The organism is Bosea sp. AS-1 (genome assembly GCF_002220095.1).
In the GTDB taxonomy this organism is placed as follows: domain Bacteria; phylum Pseudomonadota; class Alphaproteobacteria; order Rhizobiales; family Beijerinckiaceae; genus Allobosea.
This window is the reverse complement of record NZ_CP022372.1, coordinates 737,555-753,922: the sequence shown is the minus strand read 5'-3', so window position 1 is coordinate 753,922 and position 16,368 is coordinate 737,555. Positions and strand designations below refer to the sequence as shown.

8 protein-coding genes are annotated in these 16,368 nt (G+C 67.7%); 6 read left to right on the top strand and 2 right to left on the bottom strand.

Translation table 11 applies throughout. From position 1 onward, the window contains the following. Positions 1–160: 160 nt before the first annotated feature. The gene (locus CE453_RS05245; protein WP_089173623.1) at positions 161–5,419 is read left to right on the top strand and encodes an alpha-2-macroglobulin family protein; all 5,259 of its coding nucleotides are present in this window, start codon (positions 161–163) and stop codon (positions 5,417–5,419) included. Next, positions 5,419–7,572 (top strand): penicillin-binding protein 1C, encoded by a 2,154-nt coding sequence (pbpC, locus tag CE453_RS05240; RefSeq protein ID WP_089173622.1) that lies wholly within the window; start codon positions 5,419–5,421, stop codon positions 7,570–7,572. Before CE453_RS05245 ends, pbpC begins: the two co-directional genes overlap by 1 nt. A 534-nt stretch (positions 7,573–8,106) precedes the next feature. On the opposite strand, the gene CE453_RS05235 is transcribed toward pbpC, so the two are convergent. After that, positions 8,107–11,196 (bottom strand): efflux RND transporter permease subunit, encoded by a 3,090-nt coding sequence (locus tag CE453_RS05235; protein ID WP_089173621.1) that lies wholly within the window; start codon positions 11,194–11,196, stop codon positions 8,107–8,109. 11 nt (positions 11,197–11,207) lie between these two features. Further along, positions 11,208–12,290 (bottom strand): efflux RND transporter periplasmic adaptor subunit, encoded by a 1,083-nt coding sequence (locus CE453_RS05230; protein ID WP_089173620.1) that lies wholly within the window; start codon positions 12,288–12,290, stop codon positions 11,208–11,210. Between the two features lie 433 nt (positions 12,291–12,723). Here CE453_RS05230 and phnC point away from each other — a divergent pair, with 433 nt between their 5' ends. The 4 genes from phnC (at position 12,724) to phnE (CE453_RS05210) (ending at position 16,367) form a co-directional block, all read left to right on the top strand. Beyond that, positions 12,724–13,545 carry a phosphonate ABC transporter ATP-binding protein gene (gene phnC / locus CE453_RS05225; RefSeq protein ID WP_089173619.1) on the top strand — a complete coding sequence of 274 codons (822 nt, stop codon included), beginning with the start codon at positions 12,724–12,726 and terminating at the stop codon, positions 13,543–13,545. 65 nt (positions 13,546–13,610) lie between these two features. Further along, on the top strand, positions 13,611–14,525 hold the full coding sequence (phnD, locus tag CE453_RS05220; protein ID WP_089173618.1) for a phosphonate ABC transporter substrate-binding protein: 915 nt from the start codon (positions 13,611–13,613) through the stop codon (positions 14,523–14,525). 109 nt (positions 14,526–14,634) lie between these two features. After that, positions 14,635–15,516, top strand: a complete 882-nt coding sequence (phnE, locus tag CE453_RS05215) for a phosphonate ABC transporter, permease protein PhnE (RefSeq protein WP_089173617.1) — start codon at positions 14,635–14,637, stop codon at positions 15,514–15,516. Further along, the gene (gene phnE / locus CE453_RS05210) at positions 15,513–16,367 is read left to right on the top strand and encodes a phosphonate ABC transporter, permease protein PhnE (protein ID WP_472840978.1); all 855 of its coding nucleotides are present in this window, start codon (positions 15,513–15,515) and stop codon (positions 16,365–16,367) included. The genes phnE (CE453_RS05215) and phnE (CE453_RS05210) overlap by 4 nt, the downstream gene beginning before the upstream one ends. The last annotated feature ends 1 nt before the right edge of the window (position 16,368 follow it).

The following is a 16,368-nucleotide window of genomic DNA, read 5'->3' as shown; positions in this document are numbered from 1 at the left end:
ACCGGAACGCATAGGCCGGCAGCAGGGACCGGCGCACCCTTCACTCGCATGACTTGCACCCGATTCCCGCGGTGGTAGCCTGCCCGCCGTTCAGCACCGTCATCGGTCCGAAGCCTTCGCCAGCCATGCTGGGGCCTCCGGCCGACGAAGAGGATCGACGATGAGCCTGCTTTCCCGCCTCCTGCTCGCGCTCTGCCTGACCTTCGCGGCGGCACCGGCCTTCGCCCAGAAGGCCTATGTCCGCAACGATCTCGCGGCCGACGGGCAGAGGCTGGAGGAGCGGCTGAAGCGCGAGGTCACGGCCGGCAACCGCTCGGTCGTCGATCTCGTCCGGGCCGGCGACATCGTGCTCGGGCGCGGCGATGCGCGCGGCGCCCTGCCGCTGGCCAATGCCGCCGTCGTCGCCGATTCGAGCAATGCGGCCGCCTGGCGCCTGATGGCGCGCGCCACCATCGGCATCGAACCGCGCGATTATCGCGAGCGCTGGGAGTTGCGCGAGCGCGCCATCACGGCCGCCTATCTCGCCTACCAGCGCGCCGCCAACCGCACCGACGAGGCCTCCTCCCTCGGCGTGCTGGCCCAAACCTTCGAGAAATACGAGCTCTGGCGCCCGGCGCTGACGACCTATCGCCTCAGCCTCGACCTTGCCGCCAACGCCTCGCTGCAAAGCGCTTATGAAAGCCTGCGCGAGAAGCGCGGCTTCCGCCTGCTTGCCAATCAGGTCGATTCCGACGCCGCCAGCCCACGCGCCTGCTTCGAATTCTCCGAGCCGCTCGCCCGCGGCAATGTCGATTTCGCCCCTTACGTTGCGATCTCGGGCGGCTCGGGCGATTTCGCCGTCAGCGGCGAGGAGCGCCAGATCTGCGTCGACGGCCTGCGCCATGGCGAGCGCTACGCCATCGTGATCCGCCAGGGCGTGCCTTCGGCCATCCCCGACGAGACGCTGCTGAAATCCGCCGATTACGAGATCTATGTCCGCGACCGCACCCCCTCCGTGCGCTTCACCGGCAAGAACTACGTGCTACCGCGCACCGGCCAGCAGGGCATTCCGGTCGTCTCGGTCAACACCAATAAGCTCGATCTCGAGGTGATGCGGATCGGCGACCGCAACCTGATCAACTCGGTCCATTCCGAGGACTTCCTCAGCCAGCTCGGCTCCTATTCCGCCAAGCAAATCTCCAGCGACAAGGGCCAGAGCGTCTGGACCGGCACGATGGACGTGAAGCCCGAGCTCAACAAGGACGTGGTCACCGCCTTCCCCGTGGTCGAGGCGGTCGGCACGCTGAAGCCCGGCGTCTACGTCATGTTCGCCAAGCCCTCGGGCGGTGCCGCACCGGCGGCAAACGACGACAGCAGCGATTCTTATGACGACGGCACCACCCGCGCGACGCAATGGTTCGTCGTCTCCGATCTCGGCCTGACCTCCTTCTCAGGACCGGACGGCGTACATGTACTCGCCCGCTCGCTCGCCGACGCCAAGCCGATCCCGAACGCCGAACTGCGCCTGATCGCCCGCAACAACGAGGTGCTCGGCACGGCCAAGACCGACGCCAACGGCTATGCCCGCTTCGACGCCGGCCTGGCCAAGGGCGAGGGCGGCAATTCGCCGGGCCTCGTCACCGCAGCGCTCGGCGAAGACTACGGTTTCCTCGACCTGAAGCTGACGGCCTTCGACCTCTCCGACCGCGGCGTGAAGGGCCGCGTCGCCCCCGCGGGGCTCGACGCCTATCTCTACACCGAGCGCGGCGTCTACCGCTCGGGCGAGACGGTCTATCTCACCTCGCTCCTGCGCGACGCCAAGAGCGCTGCCGTCACCGGCCTGCCGCTGACCATCGTCGTCAAGCGCCCCGACGGCGTCGAGTATCGCCGCCGCCAGGTCGAGGACCAGGGCGCGGGCGGCCGCGCCCATTCGATCCAGCTCATTTCTGGCGCCGCCACCGGCACCTGGCGCATCCTCGCCTATGCCGACCCGAAGGGGCAGCCCATCGGCGAGACCTCCTTCCTCGTCGAAGACTATGTTCCCGAGCGTCTCGAGCTCACCCTGTCGCCCAAGGCGCCTGTCCTTCAGGCTGGGCAACCGGCCGAGCTCGACGTCAATGCGCGCTATCTCTACGGCGCGCCGGGCTCCGCGCTCGACGTCACCGGCTCGATGACGCTGCGTGCCGCCGGCGCCAGCGCCATCCCCGGCTTCCAGGATTATCAGGTCGGCCTCACCGACGAGGCCTTCGAGCCGGTCCAGACCGAGTTCGAGGAGAGCACCACGACCGACACCGCCGGCAAGGCGACGATCTCGAACCCCGTCCAGCAGGCCGAGACCAACCGGCCGCTCGAAGTCGAGATGACGGTGCGCGTCGGCGAGCCGGGCGGGCGCGCCATCGCCCGCTCCGTCACCGTGCCGATCGTGCCCAAGGGCGCGGCCATCGGCGTCAAGCAGACCTTCAAGGACGGCGAGCTCGGCAACAACCAGACCGCGACCTTCGACGTCATCATGGCGACCGGTGACGGCAAGCGCATCGCGCGGCCGAACGTGAAATGGGTGCTCTCGAAGGTGCGCCGCAACTACCAGTGGTTCTTCAAGGACGGCCGCTGGAACTATGAGGGCGTCACCACCACGCGGCGCGTCTCGGACGGAGAGGTCGCGGTCTCCGCGACGGAGCCGGCCAAGATCGCGGCGCCGGTCCAGTGGGGCAATTACCGCCTCGACGTGACCTCCGACGGCGCCGAGGAAGCCGCGACCGCAGTCTCCTTCAGCGTCGGCTATGAGAGCGACAAGACGGCCGATACGCCGGACGTGCTCGACGTCGCGCTCGACAAGGCCTCCTACGCCAATGGCGAGAACCTGCAGCTCCGCCTCTCGCCGCGCTTCTCCGGCAAGGCGACGCTCGCGGTCATCAGCGACAAGCTCGCCGATATCCGCACCATCGACATCGCCGAGGGCGGCACCACCGCCAGTATCCCCGTGAAATCGGAATGGGGCGCGAGCGCCTATCTCGTCGTCCTCGCCCATCGCCCGATGGACACCGCCGCCAAGCGCCTGCCCGGCCGTGCCATCGGCCTCGCCTGGTTCCAGATCGGCAAGGACGAGCGCACCCTCGCCGTCGATCTCGGCGCACCCAAGCTGGTGCGCCCCCTCTCGACGCTTTCGCTGCCCGTCAAGCTCGCCGGTCTGAAGGCAGGCGACAAGGCCTTCGTCACGGTCGCGGCCGTCGATGTCGGCATCCTCAACCTCACCCGCTACGAGAGCCCCGACCCCAGCAAGTTCTTCTTCGGCCAGCGCCAGCTCGGCCACGACCTGCGCGATCTCTACGGCTACCTGATCGACGGCATGCAGGGCACCCGCGGCACAATCCGCAGCGGTGGCGACGCCGCGCCGCAGATGGACGGCGAGAAGCCGACGCAGGAGCCGCTTGCCCGCTATTCCGGCGTGGTCAAGGTCGGGGCCGACGGCACGGCGAAGATCGATTTCGATCTGCCGGCGTTCAACGGCACGGTGCGCGTCATGGGCGTCGCCTGGTCGGCCGGCCGCACCGGCCAGGCCAGTGCCGACGTGATCGTGCGCGACCAGATCGTGGCGCAGGCGACGCTGCCGCGCTTCCTCGCCATCGGCGACCAGTCGCGCTTCCATCTCCAGGTCGACAATGTCGAGGGGCCGGCCGGCGCCTATACCGTCGATCTCGACGTGAAGGGCCCGGTCCTCGTCGCTGCCGATGCGACGCATCGCACGGTGCAGCTCGCAGCCGGCGCCAAGACGCAGATGACGATCCCCGTCACCGCCGCCGGCCTCGGCCGCGCCGAATTCGACGTGCGCGTCTCCGGGCCGAACGGCATCGGCACGGTGCAGAACCTCGCCGTCAAGGTGCAGCCCTCGGCCGCGACGCTCGCACGCCGCATCGTCAGGGCCATTCCCGGCAATGGCGGCTCGATCACCGTCTCCTCCGATCTCACGGCCGATCTGGTGCCGGGCTCGGGACAGGTCTCGGTCTCGGTCTCGCCCTTCGGCTCGCTCGACGTGCCGGCCCTGCTCAAGGCGCTCGACCGCTATCCCTATGGCTGCACCGAGCAGACCGTCTCGCGCGCCCTGCCGCTGCTCGCGGTCAACCAGCTCGCCTCGATGGAGAACCTCGCGCTCGACGACAATGCCGATGAGCGCGTGCAGAAGGCGATCGAGCGCGTACTCGCCCGCCAGGGCGGCAACGGCTCCTTCGGCCTGTGGAGCGTCGGCGGCGAGGATCTCTGGCTCGACGCCTTCGTCACCGACTTCCTGACGCGGGCGCGCGAGCGCAAGTTCGACGTGCCGCAGGTCGCCTTCAACATGGCGCTGGACCGCCTGCGCAACCAGGTCGTCAACACCGGCGACATCAACAAGGAGGAGGCCGCCGGCATCGCCTATGCGCTCTATGTGCTTGCCCGCAACGGCCGGCCGGTGATGGGTGATCTGCGCTATCTCGCCGACAACAAGCTCGGCGACTTCGCCACCCCGCTCGCCCGCGCCCAGATCGGCGCGGCACTTTCGGCGCTGGGCGACCGCACCCGCGGCCGCACCGCCTTCGGCAGCGCGCTCGGCCTGCTCCAACAGGCGAGCGACGACGGGCTCTCGCGCCCCGATTACGGCTCGCGTCTGCGCGACGGCGCCGGCGTGCTCGCGCTGATCGCGGAGTCGAATGGCGAGCGCGCCGATGTCAGCCGCGCCGTCTCGATCCTCGACGCGACCCGCAACAGCGCCCGCTATAGCTACACCTCGACACAGGAGCAGATGTGGATGGTGCTGGCGGCGCAGGCGATGTCGAAGGAAGCCGAAGGCATGTCGCTCACCGTCGATGGCACGGCCCGCAAGGGTGCCTTCTACCGCACCGTCTCGGCCGAGGCGCTGGACGCCAAGCCGCTGACCATCGCCAATCCCGGCGCGGCCAATGCCCAGGCGGTCATCACCGTTGCCGGCATTCCCACAACGCCGGAGCCGGCCCTGAACCAGGGTTTTGGCCTGGAACGGGTCATCTACACGATGAAGGGCGAGCGGGCCGATCCCGCGCGCCTGCGCCAGAACGAGCGCTATGTCGTCACGCTCACCGTGTCGGAAGGCGCGCCGCGCTTCGGCCGACTGCTGCTGGTCGATCCGGTGCCCGCCGGGCTGGAGATCGAGAACGCCAACCTGACCGAGGGCGCCTCGACCGCCGGCCTCGACTGGCTGAAGCAGGAGGTCGCAGCCGTGCATACCGAGGCGCGCGACGACCGCTTCGTCGCGGCCTTCGAGCGTTCTGGCTCGAAGAACGACAAGCTCGCCTACACCGTCGCCTATATCGCCCGGGCCGTCTCGCCCGGCCGCTATGTCGCGCCGGCCGCCGTGATCGAGGACATGTACCGCCCCGACCGCTTCGGCCGCACCGGCTTCGGCGCGGTGGAGATCAGCGCGGCGCGGTGATGCCCGTGAACACGCAGCCCGAAACCGGAAGCGAAACAGACCGCCCTCTCCCGTCCGGGGAGAGGGCATCGCGACGCTTTCGCAAATTGAAGATCGCGGCCGGCGCTTTCGCCGCCGCTGCCCTTGCCGGTACCGCGGCCCTTGCCCTCTACGTCCGGTCCCTGCCGCCGCTCGATCTCTCGGCGGCCAGCGATCGCTCGACCGTGGTGCTCGACCGTGAAGGCAAGCTGCTGCGCCCCTTCCTCACCACGGACGGTCGCTGGAAGCTCCCCGTCACCAACGACGATGTCGACCCGCGCTACCTCGCAATGCTCAAGGCCTATGAGGACAAGCGCTTCGACGCGCATTCTGGCATCGATCCGCTCGGGATGCTGCGCGCTGCTGGCCAGATGCTGCGGCATGGCCGCGTCGTCTCGGGTGGCTCGACCTTGACCATGCAGGTCGCCCGCCTGCTCGAGCCCCGCGACGAACGCACGTTCACCGCCAAGCTCCGGCAGGCGGTGCGCGCCGTCGATCTGGAGCGGCGCTTCGGCAAGAATGAGATCCTCGATCTCTATCTCAACCTCGCCCCCTTCGGCGGCAATCTCGAAGGCGTGCGCGCCGCGAGCTTCGCCTATTTCGGCAAGGAGCCGAAGCGGCTCTCCACCGCCGAGGCCGCCCTGCTCGTCGCGCTACCGCAATCGCCCGAGACGCGCCGGCCCGACCGCTTCGCGGAAGCGGCGCGAAAGGCCCGCGCCCGCGTGCTCGCCCGCGTCGAGCGGGCCGGGATCGCGACCGCCAGCGAGGTAGCCGCCGCGCGCGAGGAGGAGATTCCGACCGAGCGCCGCCCCTTCCCGAACCTCAGCCCGCACGTCGCGGAACAGGTCGTGGCGGAGGCCCCGGAACAGCGCGTGCATCGGCTCAGCCTCGATGCGCGCCTGCAGAAAAGCCTGGAAGGCCTCGCCCGCGAGCGCAGCCTCGGCCTCGCGCCCCAGGTTTCGATCGCGATCCTCGCCGTCGACAACGAGACCGGAACGGTCCGTGCCTCGGTCGGCGGCGTCGACTACTTCGCCGCCGAGCGCGCCGGCTCGCTCGATCTGACGCGCGCCCTGCGCTCGCCGGGCTCGGCGCTGAAGCCCTTCATCTACGCACTCGCCTTCGACAACGGCATCGCCCATCCCGAGACGATGCTGGAGGACCGGCCGGCCCGCTACGGCGCCTATGTGCCGGAAAATTTCGACATGACCTTCCAGGGCATGGTCAGCGCCCGCAAGGCACTGCAGCTCTCGCTCAACGTGCCGGCGGTGGAGCTGCTGTCGGCACTCGGGCCGCAACGCTTCCTCTCGCGGCTGCGCGATGCCGGCGTCAGCATCGCCATGCCCAAGGAGGGCGGCGCGCCCGGCCTCGCAGTCGGCCTCGGCGGGCTCGGCATCACCTTGCAGGATCTGACCCGCGCCTATGTCGGGCTGGCGCGCGGCGGCGAGATGCTTCCGCTGCGCTTCCGCGAAGAGGCACCGGCCGGCGATATGCCGCCGATCCATCTCGTCGAGTCGGTCGCCGCCTGGTACGTCACCGATACGCTGCTCGGCGCCCCGCCGCCGCTCAATGCCGTACCGGGCCGCATCGCCTACAAGACCGGCACGTCCTATGGCTATCGCGATGCCTGGGCGGTCGGCTTCGACCGCAAGCACACCATCGGCGTCTGGGTCGGCCGGGCCGATAACGGTGCCGTTCCCGGCCTCGTCGGGCGCGCCGTCGCCGCGCCCATCCTGTTCGACGCCTTCGCCCGGCTCGGCATCGATCCCCGCCCCTTCCCGCAGCCGGCCGACGCGATCGTGGCGAGCACCAACCACCTGCCCCCGCCATTGCGGCATCTGCGGCAGGACGTGCCCAAGACGGTCGCCGCCATCGCGACGCCCGCCCTCAAGCTCGCCTTCCCGCCCGACGGCGCCCGCATCGACCTTGCGGCCGACAGCCTCGACGGCCAGGGCCAGCTCAATCTGAAGGCGGCGGGCGGCTCACCCCCCTTCACCTGGCTGGTCGACGGCGCGCCGGTAACCGGCCCGCTGCGCCGGCGCGAGGCCGCCTGGCAGCCGCCGGGCAAGGGCTTCATGCGCATCTCCGTGGTCGATGGCACCGGCGCCAGCGAGAGTGTCTCGGTCAGGTTGCAATAGCCGAAGACACGCGACGCGCCGAAAGCCCCGTCCAGGCTTGGCCTGCGGGGTTTTCGGGCTGTTCACATCCGAGGGGATGCACGGGGCCCAGATCATCGCGCGTCCTTCGGACGCGAGAACGATGATCTGTTCTAGGATGGCATCGGATTTCTCCGAAAAGTGGATTCCACTTTTCGGTCCGATGCCGCGGCGTTCGCAGTCGACGGCTGCGTGCCGATGTCGAGTCGATGTCGAAGTTTCGAACAGCGACGACCTCGCGCCGTTCGGCTCCGCGCACGGGTATCTGGGGTTCCGCTTCGTTCTGGGTTCCGGCGAAGGAGCGGGCCTGCCTGTTGGGCCCGGACGAAGTCGACACCTCCGTGCCTGACGAGCCCGCAACGGCTCGGGACACGAAGCCCGCAATCCCAACCGGCCCACGATGCCTCGCGAAGCCCCCTCTGTCGGATGGGACACACGGAGAATAAGTCCGGGCCGAAGCCACGGGATAAGTTTGCCTCGCCTCTCCTTCCCTAGAAGGGAAGAAGAGGCCGAGCCTTATTCCGCCGGCTGCGGATGCGCGCCGTGTGGCGCCTCCTCATGCGCGCCATGGCGCGAGCCATGGACCTTGCGCGCCAGATAGCTGTAGGCGACCGGCACCACGAAGAGCGTGAGCAGCGTGCCGAAGGTCATGCCGCCGACGATGACCCAGCCGATCTGCGAGCGGCTCTCGGCGCCAGCGCCATGGGCGATGGCGAGGGGTACGGCGCCGAGCACCATCGCGCCGGTCGTCATCAGGATCGGCCGCAGGCGCAGCTCCGCCGCCTCGACGAGGGCGTCGATCATCTCCTTGCCCTCCTCACGCAGCTGATTGGTGAACTCCAGGATCAGGATGCCGTGCTTGGTGATGAGGCCCACCAGCGTGATCAGGCCGATCTGGCTGTAGACGTTCATCGTGCCGCCGGAGAAATATAGCGCCGCCAGCGCACCCGTCAGCGAGAGCGGCACCGAGACCATGATCACCACCGGATCGACGAAGCTCTCGAACTGCGCCGCCAGCACCAGGTAGATGAAGCCCAGCGCCAGCAGGAAGACGATGAAGATGCTCGCGCCCGACTGCTTGAACTCGCGGCTCTGGCCGGAATAGTCGACCTGCACCGAGGAGGGCAGCACACGCGCCGCACCGTCCTCCAGCACCTTGAGCGCGTCGCCGAGCGAATAGCCCGGGGCCGGGATCGCGGTGATCGTCGCCGAGCGCAGCTGGTTGAAGCGCACCAGCTCCTTCGGCGCGACGTTCTCCTCGATCTTGACCAGGCTGGAGAGCTGCACCACCGCGCCGCCGCGCCCCATCAGGTAGATCGACTGCAGCGCCTGCGGGGTGTTGCGCTCCGTGCCCTCGACCTGCAGCACGACGTCGTACTGCTTGCTGTTCATATTGAAGCGCGTCACCTGCCGGCCGCCGAGCAGTGTCTCCATGGTGCGGCCGACGATGTCGACGCCGACGCCGAGATCGGCGGCGCGCTGCCGGTCGATCGAGACCTTGATCTGCGGCTTATCGAGAATGAGGTTGGTCTCGACATTGGTCAGGGCCGGCGAATTGGCGACCTCGGCCATCAGGCGGTCGACATAGCCCTTGATCTGCGCATAGGGCTCCGAGGAGCGCAGCACGAACTCGACCGGCTTGCTGTTGGCATTGCCCTGCCCGAGCGAGGGCGGGTTGGTCGCGAACATGCGGATGCCGGGGATTTGCGACAGCCCCTTGTTGATCTCGGCGACGATGTCCTGCTGCTTGCGCTCGCGCTGCTCCCAGGGCTTGAGGCGGGCGAAGCCGATCGCGCGCGTCACGTCGGGGAAGCCGACGATGACGAGGTAGGTTTCGACCTCCTGGATGTTCTTGAAGTAGTTCTCGACCTGCCGGGCATAGTCGGCGGTGAAGGACAGCGTCGCGCCCTCCGGCGCCACGCCGACGGCCGTGATCGTGCCGCGATCCTCAACCGGCGCCAGCTCGGAGCGCAGATGGGTGAAGAAGTAATAGCCGCTGCCGGCGACACCGATCGCGAGCAGGACGATGAGCGGACGCACGCTCAGAGCGAAGCGCAGAGAGGCCTTGTAGCCGCGCGAGAGCGCGTCGAAGCCGCGCTCCAGCACGTTGAACAGCCAGCTATGCGAATCATGGTGGCGCAGCAGCTTGGCACACATCATCGGCGTCAGCGTCAGCGCGACGAAGCCCGAGACCAAGACTGCGCCGGCGAGCGTCAGCGCGAACTCGATGAAGAGCTTGCCAGTGCGGCCGGTCGAGAAGGCCATCGGCGCATAGACCGCGACCAGCGTCAGCGTCATCGCGACGACGGCGAAAGCGATCTCGTTGATGCCGCGGATCGCCGCCTTGGTCGGCTGCATGCCGTCCTCGATATGGCGGTGCACGTTCTCCAGCACCACGATGGCGTCGTCGACGACGAGGCCGATGGCGAGCACCATCGAGAGCAGCGTCAGCGTGTTCACCGTGAAGCCGAGCGCATACATCAGAGCGAAGGAGCCGATCAGCGAGACCGGGATCGTCACCAGCGGGATCAGCGTCGCGCGCAACGAGCGCAGGAAGACGAAGATGATCAGCACGACCAGCACGATCGCCTCGAGGATCGTCTGGTAGACCGCCTTGATCGAGCGATCGATGAAGACCGAGGTGTCGTAGGATTTGGCGATCGACATGCCCTGGGGCAGGTCCTCGATGATGCCGGGCAGAGCCTCCTCGATGCCGGCCGAGACGTCGAGCGGATTGGCCGTCGCCTGCTTGACGATGCCGATCGTCACCGAGGGCGTGCCCCCGAACCAGGCGGCGTTGCGCTCTTCGCGCGCGCCGAGCTCGACCTTGGCGATGTCCTTCAGCTTGATCGGGAAGCCGTTGGCGTCCTTGACGACGATCTCGCGGAACTCCGCCGGCGCGGTCATGCCGGTCTGCGAGAGCACGGTGAATTCGCGATCGTTGCTCTCGATACGGCCCGACGGGATCTCGATGTTCTGCGCCCGGACCGCGGCCTCCACCTCCTGCACGCTGATGTTGTAGGCGGACATCCGGGCACGATCGAGCCAGATGCGCATGGCGTATTGCCGCTGGCCGAGGATGCGCACCTCGGCAACGCCGGTGACGTTCTGGACGCGATCGGAGATGAAGCGGTCCGCGAAGTCGGTGAGCTCGAGCGGCCCGTGCCGCGAACTGGTCAGCGAGAGATAAAGGATCGGCTGCGCATCGGCCTCGACCTTGGCGATGACCGGCTCGTCAATCTCGTCCGGCATGCGGCTGCGCACGCGGCTCACACGGTCGCGCACGTCGGAAGCCGCGACGTCCGGGTCGACGTCCGGCCGGAAGCGGACCTGGATGAAGCTGCGCTCCTGGCGGCTGGTCGAGGAGATGATCTCGATGCCTTCGATGCCGGCGATCGAGTTCTCCAGGATCTGCGTGACCTGGGTCTCGATGATCTCGGCCGAGGCGCCGCGATAATCGGTACGGACCGAGACGATGGGCTCGTCGATGTTCGGATATTCGCGGATCGTCAGGCGGCCATAGGAGACGATGCCGATCAGGATCACCAGCAAGCTCAGCACCGTCGAGAGGACGGGCCGGCGGACGAAGAGTTCGAACAGGCTCATCGGGGTCTGTCCTAGAGCTGGCTCGTCTGGACGATCTTGTCCTTGATCGCGATGGCGCTGCCATCGCGCAGGCGCATCTGGCCGGCGGTGATGATCTGCATGTCGGGCTTCAGGCCGCTGACGATCTCGACCTTGCCCGGCAGGCGCTTGCCGAGCTCGACGCTGACGCGCCGCGCCTTGCCGTTGTCGACGACGTAGACCATCTTGCCGACGGCATCCGGCACCACCGCCATCTCCGGCACCACGATCGCGTTCTGGCGCTGGTCGACGGTGATGGCGAGGCGGGCGAAGAGGCCGGGCTTGAGCGCGAGATCGGCATTCGGGATGCTGGCGCGCAGCCTGATCGCGCGGCCGTTGACGTCGACCACCGGGTCGATCGCGAAGATCTGGCCGGTGAACTTCCGGTCCGGAACGGCATCGACCCGCATCTGCACCGGCTGGCCGACCTTGAGACGGCTGAGATAGATCTCGGGCACGCGGAAATCGATCTTGATCGGGTCGATGTTGGTCAGCGTGATCAGCTGCTTGCCGACCGGGACATAGTCGCCGACGCCGACCGAGCGCAGGCCGACCACGCCGTTGAACGGCGCCATGATCGTCGACTGCGCGAGCTTGGCCTTGGCGAGCTGCACGCGCGCCTCGCTGGAGGCAAGCTTCGCGGCGGCCTCGTCGAGCGCGACCTGCGTGCCCGAGCCGCGCTGAACCAGCGAGCGCAGCCGTTCATAAGTGTCGCGCGCCAGACCCAGATCGGCCTGGGCCTGCTTGAGTTCGGCGTCGAGGATCGCGGTGTCGAGATTGACCAGCGCCTGCCCGGCCTTGACCGGCTCGCCTTCTTTGAAGCCGAGCGCGACGACGCGGCCGGCAATCTCGGGCGCGATCACGACGGACTCGTCCGCGGCAAGCGTGCCGAGCGCCTCGACCTCCTCGCTGACCGCCATGACCTCGACGGCGGCGACCTCGACCGGCACGGCAGGGCGCACGGCCGGATTCACGTTGGCGCGCGCGGCTTCGCCGCCGGCCAGATACGTCCGGTAGCCATAATACCCGCCGCCTGCCAGGCCGGCGACGAGGAGAAGGAGAATAAACCGCTTCATCTGGCTGGGGGCTCCGTTGCCGCCGTTTGGTCTTAAATGGAACGAAAGGCGTTGCTAAGATGCCGACACGCCACAGCGGCCCAAAAATAGACGTTTTTGGACCACCGAGACACCGATCCGGCTCCATAGGCGCCAATGCAAGATGCTTGCCGGAGCACCGCGCCGTTCCCCCGGCCCCCTGCTCCACCGCGCCTAGGCATCCAGCATCATCCTGCCGGCTCGCCGCGGATCGTCCAAGCGCATTTTAGCGACCTCACGAAAACGTTGACCGGCGCGAGCGAGCCGCGGCGGAGGCCACGGCCCGAGAACCGTCGCGCGCCGTCACGCGGCTGTCATCTCCACCGCATAGCTCTCGCGCCACTAGAGAGGCGGCCGCACCCGGATCGTGATCCCGGAAGCGCGCGCCGCGCCCAGCCTCATCCGGGAACCCTTTATGTTGCGCATCGAAGGCCTGACCAAGCGTTTCGGCGACAAGAACGCCGTCGACAATGTCTCGCTGTCGATCCCTAACGGCGAAATGGTCGGCGTCATCGGTCGATCCGGAGCCGGCAAATCGACGCTGCTGCGCATGCTGAATCGCCTGGCCGAGCCGAGCAGCGGCCGCATCCTCTGCGAGGACCGCGACATCACCGCGCTGAAGGGCACCGCGCTCCGGCGCTGGCGCCGCGACACCGCGATGATCTTCCAGCAGTTCAACCTTGTCGGCCGCCTCGACGTGCTCACCAACGTGCTGCTCGGCCGGCTCAATCACCGCTCAGCCGCGCTGACGCTGGTGAAGAGCTTCGCCGAGGAGGACAAGATCCGCGCCATCGCTGCGCTCGAGCGGCTCGACATGGGCCACCTCCTCGCCCAGCGCGCCGAAACCCTTTCCGGCGGCCAGCAGCAGCGCGTCGCCATCGCCCGCGCCCTGGTCCAGGAGCCGCGTATCATCCTTGCCGACGAGCCGATCGCCTCGCTCGACCCGCGCAACACCCAGGTCGTGATGGACGCGCTGTTCCGCATCAATCGCGAGCACGGCATCACCGTGGTCTGCAATCTCCACGACCTCGATATCGCGGCGAAATATTGCGACCGGCTGATCGGCATGGCGGCCGGCAAGGTCGTCTTCGACGACGTGCCGCAGGCGCTGACCCGCGAGGTCGCAGCCGACCTTTACGGCATCGAGGCCAAGGATGCCGGCGCCGAAGCCCTGGACGCGCTCGACGCCATCGCCGCCTCCGAGGCGGCCAAGCGCGCCAAGCAGAAGATCGCCTGAGCGGCGCCGAGCGCCGCGCCGGACGAGCCTACCCCCTGGACGAGCTACCCAAAGGAGCAACCTCAATGCTGACCCGTCGTCATACCCTGAAGCTGGCCGCCGCCGGCCTCGCCGCCGCCGCGGCTCCCGCCTTTGCCCAGGACTGGAAGGCGAAGTATCCCGAGCTCGTCTTCGGCATCATCCCCTCCGAGAACGCCTCGGGCGTCGTCGAGCGCTACACCCCCTTCGTGAACTATCTCCAGAAGGAGCTCGGCACCAAGGTCACGCTGCGCATCGCCAACGACTACGCCGCGATCATCGAGGGCCAGCGCGCCGGCAACATCCATATCGGCATGTACGGCCCGGCGTCCTTCGCCCGCGCCCGCGTCACCGGCGTCAAGGTCGACGCCTTCGCGATCGAGACCAACCTCGACGGCACCAAGGGTTATCACTCCGTCTTCTACGTGAAGAAGGACTCGCCCTACCAGAAGATCGAGGACCTGAAGGGCAAGAACCTCGGCCTCGTCGACCCGAACTCGACCTCGGGCAACAACGTGCCGCGCTTCGTCCTCGACAAGATGAAGATCGATCCGGAGACCTTCTTCTCCAAGGTCGTCTACACCGGCAGCCATGAGAACGCGATCATCGCCCTGCAGCAGGGCACGGTCGACGTCGCCGCCAACTGGTGGAACGACGAGACCGAGTCGAACCTGCTCCGCATGGACCGCAAGAAGATGGCGAAGGCCGACGACTTCCGGATCATCTACAAGTCCGAGCAGATCGTGAACTCGCCGATGGCCTACCTCTCCGACCTGCCGGACGACCTCAAGGCCAAGATCCGCGACGCCGTCCTCAACCTCGCCACCAAGGACAAGGCCGCCTTCGACAAGATCTATGAAGGCAAGCAGGGCCCGCTCGTCGCGGTCGACAACAAGGCTTACGACCCGGTCATCGAGCTGATCACCTTCGTCGACTCGCTGCGCAAGAAGAAGTCGTCGTAATCCAGCCCGTCATGCCCGGGCCTCCCCCGGGCATCTCTTCAAAGAGCTTCTCGGGTCCGCGCTCGGCGCGGCCCGGGAATGACGCCTCTCCCTCTGACGGGCAGCGTCCATGACCCTTGCGATCGACCGCAACGACCCCGCCATCAGGGCCCATGCCGAAAGCTACCGGCAGGCCGCGGCCGGCAAGCGCCGCCAGACACTGATCGGCATCGCCGTTTTCCTCGCCTGCATCTGGCTCTCAGCCATCGGTGCCGAGGTCGACCTCGGCAAGCTGATCGAGAACATCGGCCGTTTCCCGAACTATATCTGGCAGACCCTGCCCACCTTGCATCTCGCCACGCTCGGCGCCGACCTCGCCGAATGGTACTGGGGCCTGGCGCGCTGGCTGAGGCTGCTCTGGCAGACCGTGCTGATCGCGTATGTCGGCACCATCCTGGGTGCGGCCGGTGCCTTCCTGCTCTGCTTCGCCGCCGCCGCCAATCTCGGCCGTACGCCCTGGCTGCGCTTCGGCGTCCGCCGCTTCCTCGAATTCTGCCGCACCGTTCCCGAGATCGTCTTCGCGCTGATCTTCGTCATCGCCTTCGGCCTCGGCCCGCTGCCCGGCGTGCTCGCCATCGCGATCCATACCATGGGCGCGCTCGGCAAGCTCTTCTCCGAAGTGGTGGAGAACATCGACCTCAAACCCGTCGACGGCATCGCCGCCACCGGCGGCAACTGGTGGCAGGTCGTACGCTTCGCGGTCGTGCCGCAGGTGCTCTCCAATTTCGCGAGCTATGCGCTGCTGCGCTTCGAGATCAACGTGCGCGGCGCCTCGATCATGGGCTTCGTCGGCGCCGGCGGCATCGGCCAGGATCTGATCGAGGCCATCCGCAAGTTCTACTACACCGACGTCAGCGCCATCATGCTCCTGATCATCCTGGCCGTGATGCTGATCGATCTCGGCACGGAGCGGCTGCGTCACGCGCTCCTCAGCCTGGAGAGCCGCTCGTGAGCATCGCCATCTCCGCCACCGAACGCAGCGACATCCTGCAGCGCCACGCCGCCGCCATTCGCGGCTCGCTCCGGACGAAACTCGCGACCGTCGGCACTATCGCCGCCCTGCTCGGCCTGTTCGTCTACGGGCTGAGTACGCTGGAGACGACGCTCTGGCGCGTGCTCGCGGGCTTCGGCAATCTCGGCACCTTCGTCGTGCTGATGCTGCCGCCCGATCCCGGTTCCTGGGCCCGTGCCATCATCTTCGTGAAGGCCCTGTTCGAGACGATCGCCATCGCTTTCCTGGGCACCGTGCTGGCGGCCTTCCTGGCCTTGCCCTTCGGCTTCCTTGCGGCGCGCAACGTCGTCGCCAACCGCATCATCCATTTCCTCGCCCGCCGCTCGCTCGATACCGTGCGTGGCGTCGACGCGCTGATCTGGGCGCTGATCTGGATCAACGTCGTGGGCCTGGGCCCCTTCGCCGGCATGCTCGCCATCATGACCAGCGATTTCGGTGCCTTCGGCAAGCTCTATTCCGAAGCGATCGAAGCGGCCGACCGCAAGGCGGTCGAGGGCGTTTCCTCGGTCGGCGGCGGCAAAGCGCACCAGATCCGCTTCGGCCTGCTGCCGCAGGTGCTGCCGGTGATCGCGAGCCAGGTGCTCTACTTCATCGAGTCGAACACCCGCTCCTCGACCATCATCGGCATCGTCGGCGCCGGCGGCATCGGCCTCTACCTCGCCGAAACCATCCGCACGCTGGAATGGCAGCAGGTCTCGTTTCTGATTCTGCTGATCCTCGCCGCCGTCTCCGCCATCGATTTCCTGTCGAGCAAGCTGCGCTTCGCCATCATCGGCAAGCGCGCGGTCTGAA

Excerpts from the sequence above, each read along its gene's own strand:
- CE453_RS05245 (WP_089173623.1), top strand. The coding sequence starts at position 161 with ATGAGCCTGCTTTCCCGCCTCCTGCTCGCGCTCTGCCTGACCTTCGCG.
- pbpC (WP_089173622.1), top strand. The coding sequence starts at position 5,419 with ATGCCCGTGAACACGCAGCCCGAAACCGGAAGCGAAACAGACCGCCCT.
- CE453_RS05235 (WP_089173621.1), bottom strand. The coding sequence starts at position 11,196 with ATGAGCCTGTTCGAACTCTTCGTCCGCCGGCCCGTCCTCTCGACGGTG.
- CE453_RS05230 (WP_089173620.1), bottom strand. The coding sequence starts at position 12,290 with ATGAAGCGGTTTATTCTCCTTCTCCTCGTCGCCGGCCTGGCAGGCGGC.
- phnC (WP_089173619.1), top strand. The coding sequence starts at position 12,724 with ATGTTGCGCATCGAAGGCCTGACCAAGCGTTTCGGCGACAAGAACGCC.
- phnD (WP_089173618.1), top strand. The coding sequence starts at position 13,611 with ATGCTGACCCGTCGTCATACCCTGAAGCTGGCCGCCGCCGGCCTCGCC.
- phnE (WP_089173617.1), top strand. The coding sequence starts at position 14,635 with ATGACCCTTGCGATCGACCGCAACGACCCCGCCATCAGGGCCCATGCC.